This window comes from Dokdonia ponticola (assembly GCF_042653865.1).
In the GTDB taxonomy this organism is placed as follows: domain Bacteria; phylum Bacteroidota; class Bacteroidia; order Flavobacteriales; family Flavobacteriaceae; genus Dokdonia; species Dokdonia ponticola.
The window spans coordinates 105,995-128,799 of record NZ_JBHSFV010000013.1 but is presented as its reverse complement, the minus strand read 5'-3'; the positions used below and the strand labels follow the sequence as shown (position 1 = coordinate 128,799).

Below are 22,805 nucleotides of genomic sequence, written 5' to 3'. Positions count from 1 at the left end.
TTTATAAAGTAAAATCTATTCTTAATTCATTCGTTTCAAATATTTTATATTTTGAATATTCTGCTGACACAAAAACAAAGTTGTCAATTGAATATACTACGATATCTTCTAGAGGATTAAATATTTGATTGCTACTAGAAGTTCCTTCTGCTATTATGTGTAGATTATATTTTTTAATCTCATTTTCATAGAAGTCGTCATTTTTTTTGAAAATAATCTTGCATTGACTCAAATCATTATCCGTAATTACTTGTTTTAAGCGGTTATTTTCATCTTTTGAAATCCCCAGTATTTTTTTAGAAGGCATACCACCATCTATGATTTCTAAAAACAAACCTGTTATGGTTTGGTTGCCATCTGTAAATAGTTGCGGCTTTAAATAATAAGGTAATGCAAGCTGGTAAAAATTATTGTCATGGTTAGAAAACCTATGTGTATCCGTTGAGGTTGTATCTATATGACTAGAACTCCCTGTTGAATAAGAGTTATTAGTTGTTTTTATATTAAAAACAAGAGTTTCATAGGTAACTCGTTCAAGTATTTCACTTTCATTTATTTGTATTTTGTCTTCTATTTTTTGATATCGAATCGCTCCAATATCATTACTTTCTGAATTATTAGGAAAATTGATAATCTGTAAAGTTTCGTCAACTATTTTAGGTAATTGCTGATCATCTCCTATAAAAACATTTTTTGCGTCTAATAAACCAAAAACATCATCAATATCTTTTAATATATATTCTTCTTCTGAATTTATAGCATCAACAGCTGTTAGTTGCTTTCCCTCATAAATACATTGAGAAAATCCTGCGATTGTATCTGCTCCAATAGAAGGGGTTGTAAGTTGTAAAGCTTTTGTATAATTAGTATCAACTTCAACAGTAGGATCCGTTGATAGTTCTTGTAATAAGTTCGTATTTCGAACAAAATTTTCTTCATGAGGAGAAGCCAATTCCCCTACCTGTACAAACAATGCAGCACCATCATAGTTATCGGTGGTTAATTGAAACGTAACTGTATTATTTTCAGTAGCGGGATCTTGTGCTTGATTGATAATATGAATAGGCCAGTCGCTAGTCCCGAAGGAAGTTTCACTTAAATTGTCTTCGTTTGTTCCAATTTTTATAGTATTATCATTCTCCGCAGAATGCGTATAATTTCCATAAAAATTATACGAGCGTTGTCTATTTGCTTGTATATAGAGATAGAAATTATTTTTGGTATGAAAATTCTGAAGTCGTAATGCTATCTCTTCTTTTGTTGTTAAAGGAGTCTCTACTTCGTCTACATATAATTTACCTGTCCCATTTGCATGCAGTCCATAAAAAGCAGCTATATCTATAAACTTTGTAGCCACTTCTTTTAAACGTTTTTTCATAAACGCATCTGCTTCATTACTTATATCTATACTAAAAAAGGAGGCTCTAGCGTATGTCAAGTCTAACTGAAAAGGAAGTGTATCATTCTCTATGATATAATCTCCATCATTTAATACAATATCTACACCTATATTTCCCGCGGCTGTTCCTAAATGCATCCCTCTTGGAATAATAGGCAAATCATACGCCGTAGCAGGATCTTCCTCAGAAGTAGTTTCATCTACAGAAGCAATTTTAAAAAAATATTGCCCCATCAAATGTGTCCCTTCTTGAAGTTGCACTTCTTCAGTAGTATGAGGATACCCTAAAAAACTTGCTTTAAATTCAGGAGCTGTTTCTCCATTTTCTGCATTATAAAACTTATTGTATTGTGCCCACACATATTTTACAAATCCTGTTCCGCTAGTCTCACTTCCAGCAACTTTACCATCGGTAGTTACAAAATCGCTTTTTTCTAACCCTCGATATACAATGTATTTAATATTTAATCCATTTACAGGTTGTTTAAATGGTTTCAAAACGAGATTAATTTTACTAGTATCTCCTGTTTGTGGTTGTAAAAAAACAGTTCCCATACACAATGCATATATATCTTTACTGCCACTAAAAGATACTGTTGCTGTTGTACGAAATTGGTTTTCGTCAACGGGACCAAATGATTGATTTGCTACTTGCGTAAAATCTCCTGCTTGATTACCTCCCTGTATATAAAAATGTGATACTGGTTGCAATTTGGCAACTCTTCCTACACCTTCTTGTGATGTCGTAAGGCCTTGCATCTGCGCACTTGTTTCTGGCATTTCCTCCATAATACTATCCTTATTTCTTAATTACTACAGATACCTTTTTTCAACCTCATAGTCAAAACAATACCTGCATTGTTTTATAACACATAAAACATTTATAATTCATACATGATCACTCAGGACGCATCTAAGCTTAAGCACCACACCACACACCTAGATAGCAGTCCCTTGTGATTATATGTATGTCTCTTTTATGTCATACCACTTAAGGAATCCCCTAAGTCCAAACACCCCACGTAAAATTCCCTAGAGTATCCTTAAAGTGATATAACGTAGGCCTATAGCCGCAGCTATGCCTCTGTTTCTTTTTTATTCATAAGACCATTTATATTGCTTTAAATGCAAAGCATATCCATGCATTTTTTAAAAAAAGACATACAAGGTCTTATACCCAAAAATGGGTCATGTGTGGTGATTTAAAAAAATGAGTAGGGCTGACATCGACAACATATTCCCGGTATGTGTCAGACCTGAGTGTGTGGTGTGGTTTTGAAAATAGGTGTAGTGGTGATTGCTATTTTCAGGATACATCTCGTTGTTCTATTGTTAAGTCTAAGCTAAAATTTTGCCAAGTCTTTACTAAAACTACAAAACGTATAAATATTCGTTTTTTAATAAAGTCTCTTTTAAAAAAAGAAACTTTAAATCAAAAACAATAACTTTATAGTTAAATCACTATGGATAGCACTGAGAATCAACGCACCACAGAAAACGCCCGATGCATCCATAAAGTGACCTAACTATACTATTGTACAACGTAGGTTATACAGTTATTATTTTTATCTCCCGACATATATGTACGAAAGAAAAATGGTATTTTACTTAAATTGAGTGTGTTATTGGCTATAATGTCCCCTTATATAATAACACTCCGTGTATGGTAACAGTTTTATAAATGATGTAGTGTAAAACATGCTACTATTTATACTCTAAAGAACGTCAATTTTTCTTTACAAGTACATATCAATTTTAAAAAAAACTGTTAAAATCAGCCTATTCTTTTATAATTAACTCTTAAAACTATCTAAAGTTCTTCGAGTTACAGGAACTACCGATCAATATTTACTTTCTAATTGTTTCATTCCGCACTTCAACTCTGCGCAGCATAAACTCTAGCAGTAACCTCACAAAACAAGTTCTTCTGTTACTATGAAATTCATTGATTAGTAGTATAAACTCCAATTTTGTTACCCATCTTTTTTATTTTTTTATTTTTTTATTATTTCCATACTTCAACAATACTCAGCATAAACGCTGGCGGGAATCTCACCCACTTTTTGTTTTTTTTGTTTCATTCACCTCCTCATAGGAATCTCATCTTGTTTTTATTACAATAATTTTCTCATTTGATACCGCTCCATAAAAAAATAAAACTACTCCTATTTTACACAAAAACCGAACCTAATTGAGGTAACCCCTCTTCTGGTTGAGGGAAGTGAATTCATGTTTCCCGTAACACATGACAATAATACAATCGTTTGTGTGTATGCACAAGAAATAACATCCTTTGAATCAGTCTTTTCAGTAGAAGTTGATTTTTAAGAAAAGAAAGTTGTGCGCCAAAGTAGCTGTAAAATAAGCATGTATATTGCCTTAATGAGCTAACAGCTATTCTCTAGCTGAGTAAAGTCGAGAGCTATTTTGTATCAGGTTCCCGCCTCCACGGGAATGAAGCATTTTGACAACATCTCATAAAGTTCGGGATGCTTTCTTTTAAAAAGATCTGGGCGTTCAAAAAAATATTCAGAAGCGACGGCAAAAAATTCGGTTTGACTCGTACCTCCATACGTTCGGATATCAGATGTGTCATTGTTAATCGCCTCCATTTCTTTATGCATTAACGCCAGCCAAGGTGCGATGTATTGATGTTCTAACAAACGCTCTGGAATTCCATCAGTTTCTCCATCTGTATGGTCTAGTAAATGCACAAATTCATGGATAGCGGTATTCCCTTTGTCGGTGGCATTGGTAAATCCGTGGTGTAACGCTTTGCGCGAAAGGATCATCTGATTCTTAAAACGCCCCGTACCGACCAGTCCTGCAATTTTACGATCCTGAACATCGGCGTCAAAAGACAGATTCTCATCAAAATGATCAGGATAAATCAATACGGTGCTTAAATTATTGTAGTGCCATTCTTTAAACCCAAACACTGGAATCACCGCGCTTGCCGCCACCAACATGATGTCAAATTCTTCTAATTCAAACCCCACAGCTTCCACATTGATTTCCTGTAAAAACAGCATCATGCGTTTTTGAAAAATCAATTGCTTTTCGGCTTCAAGGTTTTCGTAAAAGGCTACGTTTTTAAGTAATACATCGTGCCAATGTTTTGGAAATGGTTTTGGAGGGTTCTTTGTCCGCTTTCGCGAAAGCAAAAAAAACACCACACCAACAAGTACTAAAGGGATGATATATGCCATGGTGTAAATATAAAAAGTAATACCAGTTATTAATTGAATTTACTGGAAAAGAAAACGATGATTTTTTTCTTTATATGAGAAAGAAAACTAAAGCATAGCCTAAGCTACGGTTTCTTTTTTCTTGTGAAATAGAAAGGAAAAAAGGGTGTTTTATTACAGTAAATTCAATTGGTAAATGGTATAAATAGTCATGTCTGTTCGAGCGCAGTCGAAAACTAAATTGAAAATGATAGTACACTAGAATTCTCGGTAGCGCTTGAATGGATAGAATAGAGTATAAACATAGCCCAAAACGAATAAAGAGGTTCTCGACTGCGCTCAAACGGACAAAGAAGAGATTCCTGTCTACGCGGGAATTAACATCGTAATAGCCATCACAATCATGATCGCATTTTCTATAAAGGTAGCTTCGGTCATAGGAAGTTTAAGCGCCGTACCCAAACAAGCACATTGAATTTCTTGTTTGTTCAGCAGGCTTCTCGTCACGCCTATAGTGGTGATTCCTAAAATAATCAAGGTGGCCACCAAAGCTACTGGAATCTCTATGCGAACTAAAAAAAATATGCCTAACGCAAGCTCTATAAATGGGTAGATCCATCCATAGATTCCCACACGCTTTGCCAAAGGATCATACATACGAAAACTCATCACAAATCCTTTCAGGTCTAAGAATTTAAAGAAGCTAAACACGATATAAAACAAGCCCATAAAGTCTAGCATGGCCTCTCGCCCATTCCATTCCTTATAATGCATAGCCATACTTGCTACAGTAATGTAGCCAAAAATGAGAAACAGCGGACGTAATTGGACCCACTTGGAGGTTTGTACTTCTTCAGAGGTAGCAAAAACGTTGGTTTCCTCTTTTTTGGTAATGGTATATTTTTCAGAAAGACCTTGCTGTAATTCGGATAGAGAAATAGAAGAAGCTGTAGTAAGTATCGCTTCTTCTTTTTCTAAAGATACCTCGACCTCCTGAATGCCTGAGATCGCTTTGAGCTCTCGCTCAACACTAGCTCGACATCCATTACAGGTCATTCCTTGTATGGTATAGGTTTGTTTCATCTTATTCGTGATCATGATCGTGATCGTGTGCTTCTTCGCCAGTTTCTTTTCCTTCAGGGATTTCTTTCCAGTCAAAGACCAACAACTGACTATTTCTATAATTACTTACCAACAGTTGGCCTTGATATTGTATGACTTCTATCGGCTTTTCAACACCTTCAGAGAGGATTTGTTTCAATGCGCCTTCATGGTCAAATACCAATACACGACTATTTTCAAAATCGGTAACAAATAGCTCGGTGGCACCCACAAAAATTCCCGTAGCAGCATTCATGTTCTGATCGTCGCCTATCATTTTTAAAAAAGTCCCTTTTTTATCAAATACCTGTACACGGTTATTATACGCATCGGCTACCCAAATTTCATTTTCGGTGATTTGCACATCGGTAGGATAGTAAAAATCGCCAGGGGCTTTCCCTTCTTTTCCAAAAGAGATAAATTCTTTTCCGTCTTTACTGTATAGAATACGGTTATTGTAAAAATCGGCGATGGCTTTTTCTTGGTGATACGAAGACACACCTGCAGGAGCGTCTAAAGAATCTGTGAGCACCAAAGCTTTCTTTTGACCTTGATCAAAAATACTCACCTCATCATTCCCGTATTGAGGAACCAATAACACGTCTCCTTCATTACCAATATGCATCGGACGATCCAAAGAGTCGATCGTTCGTATGGTTTTCCCTTCATCATCTATCAATACCAATCGGTTGTGATCACCGTCACTTAACCAGATTCCTTCAGAGGTCACTGCCATCCCTATGGCATTAACGCCCGTAATAGGGATTGCTTTGGTGAGTTGCCAGTTTTTTGCAACTTCCTCTTTTTCTGCACAGCTTAGTAGGAATACTAAAGCGAGTGTGCTATATATATATTTAGTCATTGTTGTTTATTTTAAAACGCTGTATACACTTGTCACATATTGAGTATTCTATAATCAATATGTAAACCATTATTTATTTTCTTTTTTTCATTGCCCAAAAAAGAAAGAAAAAAGGCTAGACTAGCGAAACCTTGTCTAAATTTATTGCTTTATCCCTGAATTTCTCAAACTCGCTACGCTCAGACAATGTGAAATTCTACGGGATATTCACTTCAAATTTTACGACAACTTTTCGAATGTCAAAAACAAAATAAAATTACATTCCTATGTAAAAATCAACTTATTTTAAACAAAGAATATGTTTTTAATTTTCAAGTGAGATTCCCTTCTCAAAAAGAATGAGATTCCCCTACTCTTCAAAAAATGAGATTCCCGCCAGAATTTATGCTGAGCGTAGTCGAAGTGCGGGAATTTAATACTCCACACGCTCATACGCACAACAAGCCGGTAGGTCTTTGTATGTAGCGTCCTTTGCTTTATGGTTTTTGGTATCGTGTCCTACATTGGCAACTGCTTTTTCAATGGCATCTAGACTGGTTACTTTTGTATCATAACTCACTTCCAAAAGCTTGGTCTTTTGATTCCAATCGGCAGTTGCAACACCAGCAATGTCTATCGTTGCTTTTACAATACGCGCCTGACACATCTCACATTTACCAGCCACAAACACACTTTCTGTGGTCAAATCTGCATCTGCTGCAATGGCTTCTTTTGGCGCTCCTCCCATTTCTTCTACGGTTCCATCAGAACGGGTGACACGTCCAGACATAGGCGTATAGCCTGCTTTCACTACTTGTTTTTCAACGGCTTCAATAGTCAACGCCTTTTCTGTAGGGTACGTAAAACTAAAATCACCCGTCTCAATGTCTATTTTTACGTTTTTAATGCCTTTGAATTCCTTAAACTTTTTCTCAAGTCCGTAGGCACAAAAAGGACACCCTAGTCCGTCTACTTGCACTTCAAATTGATCATAGTTCTTTTGTGCTTGTACTGCGGGTATTGCCATGATCATGGCACATACGATTAAAATGATTTTTTTCATAATTTCTTAATTTCATTCCCGTGAAGACGAGAATCTGTTTTTTTATTTTTTTTAAAACGTATATCTCGTTCCCAAGAAAATACTGTAATTTAATTCTCTAGTGATATCCATATTTTGAATCAGCGGTAACTGCACGGCAAGGTCAAAAGTGATGTTTTTCCCTGCGTACTGAATTCCCTGCGCATAAAGTAATTGATACCAGTCTCTTTCTGTAAATAGCGAACTCGTATATTCAAAATATAAATTGATTTGTTTGTTTGGATATTGTGGTTTGAGTAAGGGTAAACCTACGCCTACTTTTGTACGAAATTCATCTACCGTAGCTTCGGGGGACCAATTATATCCCACCTCTGTAGAGATGCCGTACTTTAAGGTTTCGTACCCAGAAACTATGCCGTAGTATCCTTCATAAAAACCAGTACTCAATCCTATGAGATCTAATTTTTCTCCTGTGGGAATACTTTGAAAGGTTTTGGCAACGACTCTAAAGGTTTTTCCTGTAGCATCTTTTCGGTAGAATTGATACTTCCCTAAGACTTTAATATCGGCGAGTGTACTTCCTGAGGTACCATTCTCAAAATCATAATGTAAGTACGGTATGTGTACGGCAAATAATGAATTGGAGGTGGGTAAATAATGAAGCATGATAGGAACATAAACGGCACTAGCTCGTTCGGTGTTTCTAATTTCTGTTAGGGTTTTGGCGGTAAAACTGCCTCCACCTAACATAATAGGTTTATCTGCTGTAATTGGGGGTCCTTGTGCGTACGCTTTCGCGAAAGCGAATAGTGCAAAAACCAAAAATAGGTGTTTCATGATGTTGTTGATATATGATTAAACCCATATAATGCAATAGAAAAAAGGCATCATCTAGGCGTACTAATACTACGTCGAGTAAAGCAACCTATATCAAATCAAAAATTGTTCGTGAAGTATGATAATGTCAGTGACAATATCTGGGGGTGGGTATCCATCAAAAGGAATAGATGTCACTTCTAGGGAAGTAAATACATTCACATACGATGTAAAGAAAGCAATGACAATATCTTGCTGTTCAACATCTATTTTTTGCATGGACGAGTTGAGTTCATCTTGTCCTTCTACAATAATTTGCTCATCATGACAGCAACTTTTTCCTTTCATTTCAGGAGATGAGCTATTTTCTGTAGCCATCATTGCCATGTCCATACCACAGCTTTTGGCTTCTTTAAAAACAGCAATATCAATCAATGTATCTCCACAAAAATGCATGTCTACCGTAAATGACATGGTCGTAAAGAGGACTATGCATGATAGGGTGATCGCGATTATTTTATGGAAGAGTGCTTTCATAATTTCATGCAAATTTACAAAAAATACACGAATCGCCATTTTAGATTAACAAACCCTTAGGATGCCAACTAGTAAGATTCTCGTAATTTAGTAGACGAAAAAGAAAACACATACAACACTATGAAATTATCTATTATCATTACGGGGCTTGTGCTGGCCATTTCTTGCCAGAGCAAACCTCATAAAATAAGCGAACCAACCGCTTCACTTACCCCTGTACAAACCCAACCCCAAGATGGACTTGCCAAAGCGTATTTTGCAAGTGGCTGTTTTTGGTGTGTGGAAGCTATTTACGAAAGCGTAAAGGGCGTCAAAGAATCCATTTCTGGATACAGTGGCGGCCATACAGAAAATCCAACCTATGAAGCGAGTAATACTGGTCGCACGGGACATGCAGAAGCTGTAGAGATTTATTACGATCCAAATGTAGTCTCCTTTGCCACACTAGTCGATGTGTATTTTGGTTCTCAAAATGTTACTCAAGTGAATGGGCAAGGACCCGACAGAGGATCACAATACCGCTCTATTATTTTTTACCAAAATGAACAAGAAAAAGAGATCATTCTCGAAAAAGTAAAAGAACAAGAAAAAATATACGGAGAAGGCAAAGTTGCCGCCTCTATCTTACCCTTCCAAAAATTCTGGAAAGGCGAAGACTACCATCAAGATTACGAACGACTACATCCGAGAAGCTCTTACATTCAGAATGTTTCTATCCCGAGATTACGCCGTTTTCAAGCAAAATTTCCTCAGTTATTAAAAGAAAACACGCATTAATACAGTTAAGGTTTCCGAACCTTTAATTCAAATAACAACGGATACAAACGGTCTTTAGTCACATAAAGGCCGTTTTCATTTTTTATAAGATCGGGCAATACATCATACGGACTCTCCTCATGTTCTTTTAGAAACTCTACTACCAATCCTTGCGCTGTGAGTGCAGAAACTACTTCCCCAAGCCCATGATTCCAGCCATACTCTTTACTCATCATAGATGAGTTTTTATTGGCATACGTCCCTTTATACTCCTCATATATAGCTTCCTTTTGTTGATAGCCGTAGCGTAACTCGGCTTTTCCAGAGGTATAATCAAACATCCAAACCAATGGATGAAACTCTACCATATAAAACACCCCGCCAGATTGGAGTCGTTCCGCAATCATCTTTCCCCAAGGTTTTAGATCGGGTAACCATCCTATAGTACCATAGCTTGTAAATACAATATCAAAGTGTTCTTTCACATGGTCAGAAGTTTCAAGCACATTGCACCGCACAAAATGAGCGTCTATCTGAAGCTTTTGGGCAAGTTTTTGTGCCAACGCAATACCTTCATCACTTAAGTCGACGCCCGTACATCGAGCACCCATTCTAGAAAAACTTAAGGTATCCTGACCAAAATGACATTGTAAATGCAATAATGACTTGCCATGTACATCCCCCAAGGCTTGTAGTTCGTACCTATTTAAAGAGGTTTCTCCTGCAAGAAACCCATCCATATTATAAAATTCACTTTTGGCATGAATCGCTACTTTTTGATTCCAGGTATCTCGATTGACTTCAAAATAATCGGCATTGGCATCAGACATAATTCGTATTTTTGAAATAAAAACTTTTGAAAAAGATACTACATTTTGACAAAAATGCTATTGATGGAATGGAAAAGCGATTTAGAGCCAACTTTATTAATAGTGTGACAGGTTATAAATCGGCAAATTTATTGGGAACTATTGACAAACAAGGCATTACCAATCTTGCTGTTTTTAGTTCTATCACTCACTTAGGGAGCCATCCTGCCTTGATTGGCTTTGTGACCAGACCCACGGTTGTACCGAGACATACCTATGCAAACATAAAAAATACGGGTGTTTTTACTGTAAATCATATCCATGCTGGAATTATCGAAGCCGCGCATCAGACGTCAGCAAGGTATAATCCAGAAATTTCTGAGTTTGATGCCACGGGACTTACTACAGAATTCATCAAAGAAAGCAAAGCCCCTTTTGTTAAGGAAGCCCATATCAAAATAGCATGTCGCTATGTGAATGAATATCCTATTCAAGAAAACGGCACCTTACTCGTTATAGGAGCTATCGAAGATATTTACCTTCCCGAAGATATCCATGCTGAGGATGGCTGGATTGATTTGGGAAAAACCCGTGGCGTGACTATAAATGGCTTAGATAGTTATGCAGAGCCTCAATTACTCGATCGGTTACAGTATGCAAAACCAGGTGTCCCTACGACATCTATTCTTAAAAAGTAAATAGAGTTTCCTGTTTTTTAGTTTTATCTTTGTACCTATTTTTAATACGCTTTCGCGAAATATTACATAGCGTTTACCCTGAGTGTCACACTGAGCTTGTCGAAGTGCCAAACCTAAGGATGAAAGCCGATTCAACAAAACACAACTATGCAATTATCCAAAATTCCTAAACTTAAACACACAGACGAAGACACTTTCTTTTTACTCGCAGGTCCTTGTGCCATTGAAGGCGAAGAAATGGCGATGCGTATTGCCGAAAAAGTCCTAGAGATCACCACAAAACTAAAGATCCCTTATGTATTTAAAGGTAGTTTTAGAAAAGCCAATCGTAGTCGCGTTGATAGTTTTACAGGAATTGGAGACGAGAAAGCACTAGAAATCCTTGCCAAAGTTTCTGAAAAATTTGATGTTCCTACCGTCACCGATATTCATGAGGTATCAGATGCAGCCTTAGCAGCACAGTATGTAGATGTACTTCAAATACCTGCTTTTTTAGTACGGCAAACAGCCCTTGTGGTCGCTGCCGCCGAAACAGGAAAAGTAGTCAATCTAAAAAAGGGGCAATTTATGTCTCCAGAAAGTATGCAACATGCCGCTAGAAAAGTAACAGACTCTGGTAATGAGCAAGTGATGATCACCGATCGAGGGACGATGTTTGGATATCAGGATATGATTGTCGATTTCAGAGGCATTCCTACGATGCGACAATATGCTCCAACCGTTTTGGATGTAACACATTCCCTGCAACAACCTAATCAATCGAGTGGTGTCACTGGTGGTCGCCCAGATATGATCGAAACGATTGCTCGTGCAGGGGTTGTCAATCATGTAGATGGTCTTTTTATAGAGACGCATTTTGATCCGGCAAACGCTAAAAGTGATGGTGCTAATATGCTTGATCTTGCCTATCTAGAAAAATTACTTACCAATCTAGTAGCAATTCGTAAAACGATCAATACGTTGTAGATAAATTTCAGGAAAGATGAGTAAACAAAAAGCAATTTGAAATTTACTCAAATGTCATTTCGAGCGCAGTCGAGAACTATCTATAGACAAAAGTCTACATTCAACTAGATGACAACACAAAAAATAGATTCCGCTAGATACTGAAACGAGTTCAGGATACAACGGCATTAGCCTGCCTGCCGGCATAGGCAGGTTCAGCTTACAATTTTGAGCGCGCCTTACAGGCTTCTCAAAGTAACATAAAAATAAAGATACAGATACCATTATTATTATTGCAAAAACCAAAGATCCCGCTGAAAAAGCGGGATTAGCCTGCCTGCCGGCATAGGCAGGTTCAACTAGCTATTTTGTATGCGTTTTGCAGACTTTATAAAACAGCGTTTCACTAAAAAGGGAGCCTTCCCCCAAAGGCTCCCTGCTTGCTAGATAAGATACATAATATTCATGTAATTGATTAGCAAGTTTTAGTTTCAGTGAAACTATTACAAACATAGGTGTAAGCACTTTAATAACGACGTTAACAATAAAATTTAACATTACTATAATATTGACTTCGTCTTTATATTGAGCTTCTCAGCTGCTTTCAAAATATCTTGTAATACCTTCACATCAATATCTTCTAGTTTGTAATATCGTAATGATCTTAGGTTTTTTCGTTTTTCTCCAGCAATGAGATGGTCTTTATGAATCTCAATATGGATTCCCGAAGTAAAACCTACATCCACAAATGTTTTTCTAAAATTAAGAAAACAATACATTTTTCCGTGGACAGTGTAAAAAGGCAAATGCCATTTAAACTGTTCTTCTACTTCAGGAATGGTATGCTTAATGATCGCCTGTACCTCCATGAGGATGCTACGCCAAGGTTCCGGTTTTGATACGATATAATCTTCGGCTGGGTTCAAGAGGATACTATTTATTTTAATACATTTAAGCGCTAATAATAAACTTAAATGTATTAAAATTTGAAGATATATGGAATAAGTGGGCTTGGAGCTGATAAAAGAGTCTTTGAATTTTTAACGCTAGACTATGAGTTCATTCCTATAAATTGGATCACTCCTCACAAAAACGAACCTATTAAAGAGTACTCAAAAAGAATAAGCACTGTCATTAATACGCATAATGATTTTTGCTTGATTGGTGTTAGTTTCGGAGGATTAATCGCCACTGAAATACATCAGTTACTGAACCCTAAGGCAACAATCCTGGTTTCTTCTATACATACAAAAAATGAACTAAGACCTATGTATAGATGGTTTGGAAAAACAAAATTGATTCAATTAATACCTTCATTTCTATTTGACCCGCCAAGATTCATTGCCAATTATGTTTTTGGTGCAAAAAACACAAAATTACTTAATGATATTCTAGACGATACTGATGTGACCTTTGCTAAATGGGCAGTCACCGAATTAATAAATTGGAAACATACTACACCATCAGAATATGTCTTAAAAATAAATGGTACAAACGATAAACTAATCCCTCCAAAAGGAAATACAAAAATGGAATTAATTGAAAATGGAGAACATTTTATGATTGTTGACAGAGCTGATGAAATCAGTAACCTAATAAATGATCATATACAATATGCCATAAAAACTAATTTTAGATAATCTCATAAAATTTCAAAACAAATCTAAGAGAATTGAACCCTTGGCTATCGCCCTGCGATTAAAATTCCTATTTTTAAGCAACCTAATAATTGACAACACATGAGTTCACGACGTGATTTTGTAAAAAAAACAGCCATCGTTAGTGCAGGAATTGCACTCGCCCCTAACCTCGCCTACAGCGCCACAGAAACCAAAAAAGACATTCTTAAAGTTGGCCTAATCGGCGTAGGACTGCGAGGCACCAATCACCTTACCAATTTATTACAACGCAAAGATGTGACCGTAGAAGCGATCTGTGATATTGATCCTGTGAGAATTACCATCGCGAAAGAACACATTACCAAAGCAGGGTTTAAAACGCCCAAAGTCTTTGGTAAAGATGACTATGACTACAAAAATCTCTTAGAAGAAACGGCTATTGATGCGGTGATTATTTCTACCCCATGGTTGTGGCACACTCGTATGGCGGTAGATGCGATGAAAGCAGGAAAATATACCGGCGTTGAAGTTTCGGCAGCCAACACCATGGAAGAATGCTGGGATCTAGTAAACACACACGAAGAAACAGGCAGTCATGTCATGATGCTAGAAAATGTAAATTACCGACGTGATATTCTCGCAGTTCTCAATATGGTGCGTCAAGAAGTATTTGGCGAATTGATCCATTTTAGATGTGGCTACCAACATGACTTGCGTTTTGTCAAATTAAACGACGGTGTCACTCCGTATGGAAAAGGGGTTGAGTTTGGAGAAAAAGGCATTTCAGAATCCAAATGGCGTACACAACATTCTTTATTACGCAATGGCGATGTCTATCCCACCCATGGTGTGGGACCTATGGCGACGATGTGTAATATCAATCGAGGGAATCGGTTTGTCTCTATGACCTCACATGCCACCAAAGCCATTGGGCTTAACAAATACATAGTTGAAAACGGAGGAAAAGACCATCCCAATGCAAAACTAAAATGGAAACAAGGAGATGTGATCACCTCTACCATTGATACTGCCAATGGCGAAACCATTATTGTGACACATGATTGTAATTCCCCTCGTCCTTACTCGCTTGGCTTTAGAGTTCAAGGAAGTCAAGGCCTTTGGGAAGTCGACGGAAGTCGGATCTATATAGAAGGAAAAAGCGAACCCCATCGTTGGGATAATGCCAAGGCATGGTTAGACAAATATGATCATCCGTTATGGAAAAAATATGGCGAATATGCCACAGGATCTGGCCACGGAGGGATGGACTTTTTTGTGTTAAATGCCTTTGTCGAATCGGCGAAACAGAATGTAGCACCCCCCTTGGATGCCTATGATGCTGCCGCATGGAGTGCGATTACGCCGCTTTCTGAAGCGTCAATTGCCAATAATGGCGAGCCACAAGATTTTCCTGATTTTACGAGAGGATTATGGGTGAGTCGCACACCATATAACTGGATGAAAGACACCTATTAGTGCCCGCTATGATTTCAAAAGCACCCGGACGTATTTGTCTTTTTGGGGATCATCAGGATTATTTAGAACTTCCTATCATCGCCTGTGCCATCAATCGATATATTACTATACAAGGAATGCCTAACGGTACCGATGGGTTTGTGATCAACTTACCCGATCTTGGAAAAAAAGAAGTGATACGCTTCTGCCTGTCAGACGGTAGAAAGAACCTCAAACCCACCAAAGGCGCACATCTCAAAACAGTGGTGTATGTGGTGCAAAACTATGGTTGTATGCCTGACCAGGGCTATGATATTACGATAGAAGGCGATATTCCTATCAACGCCGGCTTATCGAGTTCTTCTGCGATGGTGGTGGCTTGGGTACAGTGGTTGTTTATGACTTTTGGATGCAATCAACAGATCACTCCAGAATTGATAGGCAAAGTAGCCTTTGAAGCCGAAGTGACTGCTCAAAATGCGCCTGGTGGAAAAATGGATCAATACACGAGTGCTATCGGTGATATGATTTATCTAGAAACAGATGTAAGGTCAAAACACCATAAGATAGATACGACCTTGAAGGGATTGATCATTGGGGAATCAGGTGTTTCCAAAAATACCGTGGGGGTGCTTGGAGATATTAAAGGAAAATCTCTTGAGGCAGTTGCAATCATTCAAAAAAAAGTGCCTACGTTTGAGCTTGCTTCAGCGACGCTTGATGCCTATGAAAGCTATAAAGAACTATTACCAACAGCTCTTCAACCATTTTTCTATGCGGCGATACAAAACCATTTGATTACGCAAGAAGCGGTTTTCGCTTTAAGCGAAAAAGAAATTAACTATACACATATTGGTGCGCTATTAAACGATCATCACGATGTTTTAAAAAATACGTTGAAAATTACGGTTCCTGTGATTGATGCAATGATTGATGCGGCATTAGAGGCAGGTGCGTATGGCGCAAAAATAGTAGGATCTGGCGGTGGGGGATGCATTTGTGCCCTGGCGCCTTTGGAAAAACAAGAGGCTGTTATCAAGGCTATACAAAACGCAGGAGCCAAAGATGCGTACGGCGTACAGATTAGTAAAGGAGCACATATCGTATGACAAACACACTCATCATACTTGCAGGTGGGGCTTCCTCTCGCATGAAAAAATCGACTGCTTCAGCACTTTCTGAAGAGATGGTCGCTCAGGCAAACACACGAAGTAAAGCCCTTATTTTACTGCACGATCGACCGATGTTGGATTATGTTTTATATGCTGCAAAACAGGCTGGAATTACAGACGTCATAATCGTGATTCATCCCAAAGGGACCTTATTTAAAGAATACTATGGAACTAAAGATCATGGAAATAATTTTCATGGATTGACCCTTTCGTATGCGGTGCAACACATTCCTAAAGATCGAGAGAAACCGCTGGGTACTGCCGATGCTGTTTTACAAGCCATGGAGCAATATCCCAGCTTAAAATCAGATTCTTTTCTGGTCTGTAACTCAGATAATTTATATAGTACGAAGGCTTTTTTCGCTTTACGCGAAACCAAAAACGCGCATGCATTCTTGAATTATGACCGAGATGCGCTTCAATATCCTATGGAACGGATTGCCCGATTTGCCTTGACCAAAACAGATGCTGAAGGCTATTTGCAGGATATCATTGAAAAACCCGATGCTTCGCGTGTGGAAGCGTATAAAAATCCAGATGGTACGTTTCGTGTCAGCATGAATATTTTCAAATTTGAAGGTGCTTCCTTTTATCCGTATGTAAAAGAATGCCCTATCCATCCAGAACGTCAAGAAAAAGAACTTCCCACAGCTATTCTTGCGATGGTCACTGATCATCCAAAATCCATGCTGGCGATTCCTTTTGAAGAACACGTCCCTGATTTAACGGGAAAAGATGATATTTTTATTTTGAATGCCTATCTTTCTACCCATATCCCAACGCTAGACTGGGATCAACAACCTTTAGACCTATGATTGATTTATCGACATTAGACCTTGTCATCATTTTTGCTCTTTTTGCCATCATCTTATCCATTGGAATCTATGTGGGTAAGACATCGGGTAAAGATACCGCGCAGTACTTTTTATCAGGCCGCAGCATGCCTTGGTGGTTATTAGGGCTTTCGATGGTGGCAACCACGTTTTCTACAGATACACCTAATTTGGTGACTGACATTGTGCGTACCAACGGAGTTTCTGGAAACTGGGTGTGGTGGGCCTTCCTCGTGACTGGATTATTGACCGTTTTTGTGTATGCCAAACTCTGGCGTAAGTCGGAAGTCAAAACCGATATTGAGTTTTATGAATTGCGTTATGGCGGTGCGCCAGGTACCTTTTTACGTTGGTTCAGAGCCGTGTATTTAGGAATTATTTTTAATGTCTTAGCGATGGCAGGTGTCACACTCGCGGCTATCAAAATAGGGCAAGTCATGTTAGGATTAGATCCTGTAACAACAGTCGTAATTGCAGGCGCCATTACCGTGGTGTTTAGTGCCATTGGCGGATTTAAAGGGGTGGTGTATACCGATTTTATCTTATTCTTTGTGGCGATGGCTGGTGCTTTTGGCGCGGCCTATTACATCGTGGGCATGCCTGAAATAGGAGGTCTTGACGCCTTAATGGCACATGAGAATGTAAAAGACAAACTGAATATTTTACCCGATTTTGGGGATACGAATACGTTGATCACTTTATTGATTATCCCGCTTGCGGTACAATGGTGGAGCAGTTGGTACCCTGGATCAGAACCTGGAGGAGGTGGCTATGTGGCACAGCGTATGCTGGCCGCAAAAGACGAAAATCACGCTATAGGCGCGACCTTTTTTTACAATATTATGCATTATGCGTTACGCCCATGGCCGTGGATTTTGGTAGCGCTAGCCTCTCTTGTGGTGTTTCCAGATCTTGCCAGTATCCAAGAAGCCTTTCCAAATGTCGCTGAAGACAAACTAGGACATGATCTTGCCTATTCTGCCATGCTGACCATGCTTCCCAGCGGACTGTTAGGATTGGTACTTGCCTCACTTTCTGCGGCGTATATGAGTACAATTAGCACACATCTCAATTGGGGTGCTTCGTATGTCGTCAATGACTTCTATGCGCAACAAATTAAACCCGATGCTACCGAGAAAGAACTAGTAGCAGTGGGTCGTATAACCACCGTCATTTTAATGGTTGTCAGTGCGATTATTGCATTGGCACTTACCAATGCAAAGCAGCTTTTTGACATTATTTTGATGTTTGGAGCGGGTACAGGGCTCATTTTTATCCTTCGCTGGTTCTGGTGGCGGATCAATGCGTGGACAGAGATCAGTGCCATGATTGCCTCTGGAGTGATTTCTATACTTGTTACATTTACGCCTTTAGGAGAGATGCTGTTTGGAGCGGGTGGGGTTTTTCCCGGGTATGCGAAATTTCCCTTCGTCGTCTTCTCATCGACCATCATTTGGTTACTGGTTACGTTTTTAACCCAACCCGAATCCAAAGAAGTATTATACCGTTTTTACAAAAAAACACAACCAGGTGGCCCTGGATGGAAGAAAGTACTTCACGATGCGCAAAAAGATCAAGAAGAACTCATCCACACCTCTGAAGCGTGGAGTGTTCCTGCGGGAATTTTAGCGATGTTGGTGGGCTGTGTGTTTATTTATAGTGCGATGTTTACCACGGGATACTTTATCTACGGAGAAAGTACTAAGGCATTTGCGTTACTTGCCACTTGTGTCGTGTCTGGAATCGTTTTATCTCAGATTTGGAAACGCATTAAAGGGAAAGTGCTTTAAAACAGAACATTATACTATTTTTTAAATACGATGTGACATCAATATGGTTTAGGTAGTCCGTAGTATAACACCTCCCTCAATCCCTCCTTTCTAGGAGGGAAGCTATATGTAGGATTATAAAGTGTATTAGTAAGAAATCGATGAAATAACAAAAATTTCACAGCTGGTATACGGGAGTATTTATATATTTGAACGTATGAAAAAGATGTTAGTTACACTTCTCCTCCTTGTCTCAATTTCGAGTGTTATTTCTGCACAAGAAAGTGCTGCGGTTTACAAAGAGGCGTTGGAGATTATTGAGAATAGTCCGACGTTCAAAGAATTAGGTATTGAAACCTATACCACCTCCCAAACAACAACGAGTTTTGGAAATCAAGCCTATGCATTTTGGTTGGATGACTCGACCTTGGAATTTCCAGATCGTGACTTTGAAAACTATTATGGTGAACTATATGCGCCCATTACGATTCCTGCCTTTAAAGAACTGCGTAAGAAGCGAAGAGCCAAGTTTGTCTTTGTCGTTACTGAAACAGAACACAACAAGTTTGCGATTGAGATTTTAACTTTTAACAGAAAAAAACGCGCAAAGTATCCTAAATTCTACCAAGGGAAGAGTTATTCGTTCCTATTTAGAAAGGATTCGGAAAACAGGGTAAAACTGATTCATAATTTGGAGATTGTGAGTAATTGAAAAACGAGGCTTACTTCCTGTAAAAAGGACAGTCATTAATGCTTTTCAAAAAACTTGTTTGATGTGTTAAGTATATATCCTAAACCATTTGAATCATATATAGTATGCCCTTCATACTGCATGACTTCTAACTTCACATTCTTTTTGTTTTCTTTTAATAGTTTCGCCATTTCTCTAGCTTGCTCTATTGGTATAATCTTATCGTATTTCCCGTGAAAAATTAGAAGAGGCTTTTCAAAATCTTTAGTATAGTTTATAGGACTTATTTCATCCAAATATTTACTATTATTATACCCTAATGCCTTATCCCAGAATTCATAAGAAAAATAATTCTTTTCCTTTTTTTGAAATTTCATCCAATCTTTTATATCCGTAGGTGCAGAGACAGCAACGCCTGCTGCAAATACATCTGGATATTTCAACAAACTCATGTAAGTAGCATACCCTCCGTAACTATGGCCAAAAAGAAAAACATTTTTTTGATCAATTGCATACTTTTCAATAACTTCTCTAGTTGCATCAACAATATCATTAATCATGATCTTATCAATACTGCTTACCCCAGCTAATAAATGTGATTTTCCAAATCCCGTAGACCCTCTAAAATTAACTCTCAACGTAGCATATCCTCTACTCGCAAAATATTGAGAAAAATCATCAAATTCCCAATAATCTCTTGACCAGGGACCTCCATGCGGTATCACCACTAATGGGATCGGTTTTTCACTAGAAGTATCTTGTAAAGGCAGATTTAGGTAACAAGCAATTTTCTTGTCATCTCGAGTATTAATAACAATACTTTTTGTTTTTGATAATTTGTATTTGTTCAATTCATCATTGAAGTGAAACATAACAGCATAACTATTATCAGAAATGTCATATATCCCTATATTTCCCGCATTATTATCACTCCACTGATGAATTAAGAAACGTTCATTCTTTGCATCAGCATCTATGATATCATTCAAGTAACCATTGTATGCTGTATTGAGTTTAGCAGCTATTTCTCCGTACAATGACGAAAACCATTTATATTGAGGCGTGAGGCCCTCATATTTTATACCTGCTAGTTCTCCTTTTGAATAGTCGAATATAAAATCTATATCCCTTCCGTGGGGATCTTTTACATCACAAATAGCATCCTCAACCAATATGTTTTCTACTTTCTTATCTTTAAGATTATAAGATATTAATTGACGCTTGTCACTTCCATGATTTGAGGTTAAGTAAACAATATTGGGGTCGTATCCAAAACCTTCGAAAAGTACAGATTGATTTAAATAAGACTCCCCATCTATGGTTAAGCTAAATTCAGTGCCATCTACAAATACAGAAAATGGAAATAATTCGTTTTGTTCCGAATTATATTCAAATTGAGTGATTTGTTTATCTTCAAATTTAAGCGCAAATCTAGGATTACCATAAGCATCAACAATCCATTTATTTACCTTGTGTTTTTTTCCTTCAATAATGGTTATCTTCTCACCAGTAAAAATATTTACTTTCTTAAGAGATGCATAAATATTATAATCGTAAGTTTCTATCAAAATTTCATTTTCCTCCTCTGGCAATAAGCTTACTACTGTATTGTAACGATAATTCTTGTGTTGCTTATAAGAATCTTTAGTTAACTTATCTGCTAATCTATTAACGAGTTTAATCGAGTTATTTCCATCTATATCTATTGCTAAAATTTCTCCAGACGACTCATACATAATTCGTTTTGAGGATAACCACACAATATCATCTATGCTTTTAGGACCCATAGATATTTCTTTGTACAACTTATATCCATCTATATCTACAATAATGAGATCGCTCGTAAAGTCATCTTCTACAACTTGAGCAAAATATTTACCATCTGGAGAAATAGAAAATGTATGACGATTATTTTTCTTTAAAAGTACTTCAATTGGTACTGGTTCTGGGATTGAATCTTGTGCTACTACTGTTGAAAATACACATAGCAAACAAGTAAAAAGAAGTATATTTTTGATCATGTTTAAAAAGTAAGAGATAAAAGTAATTCATTATTAATATTTTAAAAAGGAAAGTACTCGTATTTTTTATTATATAAACTTTCTACTTCCCTTGCACATTTCAAAATAAATATTAACTTTGAATTTCAAAGTACTTTACTATGGAATCAAATAAATATTTAGAAGATATTGTCAGTATCAAATCGATGATGAGTAAGTCCTCACGATTTATGTCTTTAAGCGGACTTTCAGGCATACTGGCTGGCGTATATGCCTTGATCGGCGCTTTGGTAGCTCATAACATTCTTACAACCGACCAGCTCACCTCTGGTGGTGCTAGGTATGCCTCGGTTGTAGGATTGATAAATGCATATCTCGCACATCCATCAGGAGGTAAGCTATTTTTAGTCGGTTGCATCGTACTCTTTGCTGCTGTAGTCACGGGGATTATTCTCACGATACGGAAAGCCAAAAAGCACGAAGAAAAAATATGGGATCCTTCGTCTAGAAGATTACTGATTCATTTTGCGATTCCGCTATTTACAGGTGGTGTGTTTTGTGTCGTCTTATTACAATATGGATTGATTGGTCTCGTAGCGCCGTGTACGTTAATTTTTTACGGCTTGGCACTCATTAATGCAAGTAAATTCACCTTAGGAGACATTAAATATTTAGGCCTTGCCAATGTGATTATAGGATTAGTGAGTACCCAATACATAGGCTACGGCCTCTACTTCTGGGCACTAGGCTTTGGTGTATTTCATATTATTTACGGAACAAGAATGTATTTGAAACATGATATTAAAAAAGAATGACGGGTGGTTGTTTTAGAGAAAACGTATTTTTTCAGAAACGTTTTCTGCAAAACTTTCCGTAACAGAAACTAAACGGTATTTTTCATATCATCTATGGAACAAGAATGTATTTGAAACACGATATTAAAAAAGAGTCCCGCTGAAAAAGTGGGATTAGTTCAGCTTACAATTTTGAGTGCGTCTTACAGACTTCTCAAAATCGGGTTTTACTAATAAATGGGTGGTTGATTTATAGAAAACGTATTTTTTAAGAAACGTTTTCTGTAAAACTTTCCGTAACAGAAACCAGAGAGAGAAAAGTATTAAAAAACGTACTTTT

Annotated in this window: 20 protein-coding genes; 10 read left to right on the top strand and 10 right to left on the bottom strand. The window is 37.6% G+C overall.

Features of this window, described 5'->3' with window-relative positions:
- Nucleotide 1: 1 nt before the first annotated feature.
- The 7 genes from ACFO3O_RS18840 to ACFO3O_RS18810 all read right to left on the bottom strand — a co-directional run bounded on the left by ACFO3O_RS18840 (nt 2) and on the right by ACFO3O_RS18810 (nt 8,924).
- Complete coding sequence (locus tag ACFO3O_RS18840) at nt 2–2,188, bottom strand: hypothetical protein (RefSeq protein WP_379981729.1); 2,187 nt, start codon at nt 2,186–2,188, stop codon at nt 2–4.
- 1,643 nt (nt 2,189–3,831) lie between these two features.
- Complete coding sequence (locus ACFO3O_RS18835; protein ID WP_379981727.1) at nt 3,832–4,608, bottom strand: M90 family metallopeptidase; 777 nt, start codon at nt 4,606–4,608, stop codon at nt 3,832–3,834.
- Nucleotides 4,609–4,953: 345 nt separating this feature from the next.
- Nucleotides 4,954–5,670: a heavy metal translocating P-type ATPase gene (locus ACFO3O_RS18830; RefSeq protein WP_379981725.1), complete on the bottom strand. Its 717-nt coding sequence runs from the start codon at nt 5,668–5,670 to the stop codon at nt 4,954–4,956.
- A gap of 1 nt (nt 5,671) precedes the next feature.
- Nucleotides 5,672–6,550, bottom strand: coding sequence for an NHL repeat-containing protein (locus ACFO3O_RS18825; RefSeq protein WP_379981723.1), 879 nt, complete (start codon nt 6,548–6,550; stop codon nt 5,672–5,674).
- Nucleotides 6,551–6,962: 412 nt separating this feature from the next.
- The gene (locus ACFO3O_RS18820) at nt 6,963–7,592 is read right to left on the bottom strand and encodes a heavy-metal-associated domain-containing protein (RefSeq protein ID WP_379981721.1); all 630 of its coding nucleotides are present in this window, start codon (nt 7,590–7,592) and stop codon (nt 6,963–6,965) included.
- 51 nt (nt 7,593–7,643) lie between these two features.
- Entirely contained in the window at nt 7,644–8,408 is a 765-nt protein-coding gene (locus ACFO3O_RS18815; RefSeq protein WP_379981719.1) for a hypothetical protein, read from the bottom strand.
- A 93-nt stretch (nt 8,409–8,501) separates the two neighbouring features.
- Entirely contained in the window at nt 8,502–8,924 is a 423-nt protein-coding gene (locus tag ACFO3O_RS18810; protein ID WP_379981717.1) for an HYC_CC_PP family protein, read from the bottom strand.
- Between the two features lie 120 nt (nt 8,925–9,044).
- On the opposite strand from ACFO3O_RS18810, the gene msrA reads away from it, so the two are divergent.
- Complete coding sequence (msrA, locus tag ACFO3O_RS18805; RefSeq protein WP_379981715.1) at nt 9,045–9,701, top strand: peptide-methionine (S)-S-oxide reductase MsrA; 657 nt, start codon at nt 9,045–9,047, stop codon at nt 9,699–9,701.
- 5 nt (nt 9,702–9,706) lie between these two features.
- Here the strand turns inward: msrA and ACFO3O_RS18800 are convergent, their stop codons facing one another.
- Nucleotides 9,707–10,510 carry a class I SAM-dependent methyltransferase gene (locus ACFO3O_RS18800; RefSeq protein ID WP_379981713.1) on the bottom strand — a complete coding sequence of 268 codons (804 nt, stop codon included), beginning with the start codon at nt 10,508–10,510 and terminating at the stop codon, nt 9,707–9,709.
- Between the two features lie 26 nt (nt 10,511–10,536).
- On the opposite strand from ACFO3O_RS18800, the gene ACFO3O_RS18795 reads away from it, so the two are divergent.
- Nucleotides 10,537–11,187, top strand: a complete 651-nt coding sequence (locus ACFO3O_RS18795; RefSeq protein WP_379981711.1) for a flavin reductase family protein — start codon at nt 10,537–10,539, stop codon at nt 11,185–11,187.
- A gap of 147 nt (nt 11,188–11,334) precedes the next feature.
- Nucleotides 11,335–12,153 carry a 3-deoxy-8-phosphooctulonate synthase gene (gene kdsA / locus ACFO3O_RS18790; protein WP_379981709.1) on the top strand — a complete coding sequence of 273 codons (819 nt, stop codon included), beginning with the start codon at nt 11,335–11,337 and terminating at the stop codon, nt 12,151–12,153.
- Between the two features lie 539 nt (nt 12,154–12,692).
- On the opposite strand, the gene ACFO3O_RS18785 is transcribed toward kdsA, so the two are convergent.
- On the bottom strand, nt 12,693–13,058 hold the full coding sequence (locus ACFO3O_RS18785) for a DUF1801 domain-containing protein (RefSeq protein ID WP_379981708.1): 366 nt from the start codon (nt 13,056–13,058) through the stop codon (nt 12,693–12,695).
- Between the two features lie 60 nt (nt 13,059–13,118).
- On the opposite strand from ACFO3O_RS18785, the gene ACFO3O_RS18780 reads away from it, so the two are divergent.
- From ACFO3O_RS18780 to ACFO3O_RS18755, 6 genes are all read left to right on the top strand, one after another.
- The gene (locus tag ACFO3O_RS18780; protein ID WP_379981706.1) at nt 13,119–13,772 is read left to right on the top strand and encodes an alpha/beta hydrolase; all 654 of its coding nucleotides are present in this window, start codon (nt 13,119–13,121) and stop codon (nt 13,770–13,772) included.
- 99 nt (nt 13,773–13,871) lie between these two features.
- The gene (locus tag ACFO3O_RS18775) at nt 13,872–15,227 is read left to right on the top strand and encodes a Gfo/Idh/MocA family protein (protein ID WP_379981704.1); all 1,356 of its coding nucleotides are present in this window, start codon (nt 13,872–13,874) and stop codon (nt 15,225–15,227) included.
- Between the two features lie 8 nt (nt 15,228–15,235).
- Nucleotides 15,236–16,315 (top strand): GHMP family kinase ATP-binding protein, encoded by a 1,080-nt coding sequence (locus tag ACFO3O_RS18770; RefSeq protein WP_379981702.1) that lies wholly within the window; start codon nt 15,236–15,238, stop codon nt 16,313–16,315.
- On the top strand, nt 16,312–17,193 hold the full coding sequence (locus ACFO3O_RS18765; RefSeq protein ID WP_379981700.1) for a sugar phosphate nucleotidyltransferase: 882 nt from the start codon (nt 16,312–16,314) through the stop codon (nt 17,191–17,193). Before ACFO3O_RS18770 ends, ACFO3O_RS18765 begins: the two co-directional genes overlap by 4 nt.
- Complete coding sequence (locus ACFO3O_RS18760; RefSeq protein ID WP_379981698.1) at nt 17,190–19,001, top strand: sodium:solute symporter family protein; 1,812 nt, start codon at nt 17,190–17,192, stop codon at nt 18,999–19,001. Before ACFO3O_RS18765 ends, ACFO3O_RS18760 begins: the two co-directional genes overlap by 4 nt.
- A 196-nt stretch (nt 19,002–19,197) precedes the next feature.
- Nucleotides 19,198–19,692, top strand: a complete 495-nt coding sequence (locus tag ACFO3O_RS18755; RefSeq protein ID WP_379981696.1) for a hypothetical protein — start codon at nt 19,198–19,200, stop codon at nt 19,690–19,692.
- A gap of 35 nt (nt 19,693–19,727) precedes the next feature.
- On the opposite strand, the gene ACFO3O_RS18750 is transcribed toward ACFO3O_RS18755, so the two are convergent.
- On the bottom strand, nt 19,728–21,692 hold the full coding sequence (locus tag ACFO3O_RS18750) for an alpha/beta hydrolase family protein (protein WP_379981694.1): 1,965 nt from the start codon (nt 21,690–21,692) through the stop codon (nt 19,728–19,730).
- 140 nt (nt 21,693–21,832) lie between these two features.
- On the opposite strand from ACFO3O_RS18750, the gene ACFO3O_RS18745 reads away from it, so the two are divergent.
- On the top strand, nt 21,833–22,486 hold the full coding sequence (locus tag ACFO3O_RS18745; RefSeq protein ID WP_379981692.1) for a hypothetical protein: 654 nt from the start codon (nt 21,833–21,835) through the stop codon (nt 22,484–22,486).
- The last annotated feature ends 319 nt before the right edge of the window (nt 22,487–22,805 follow it).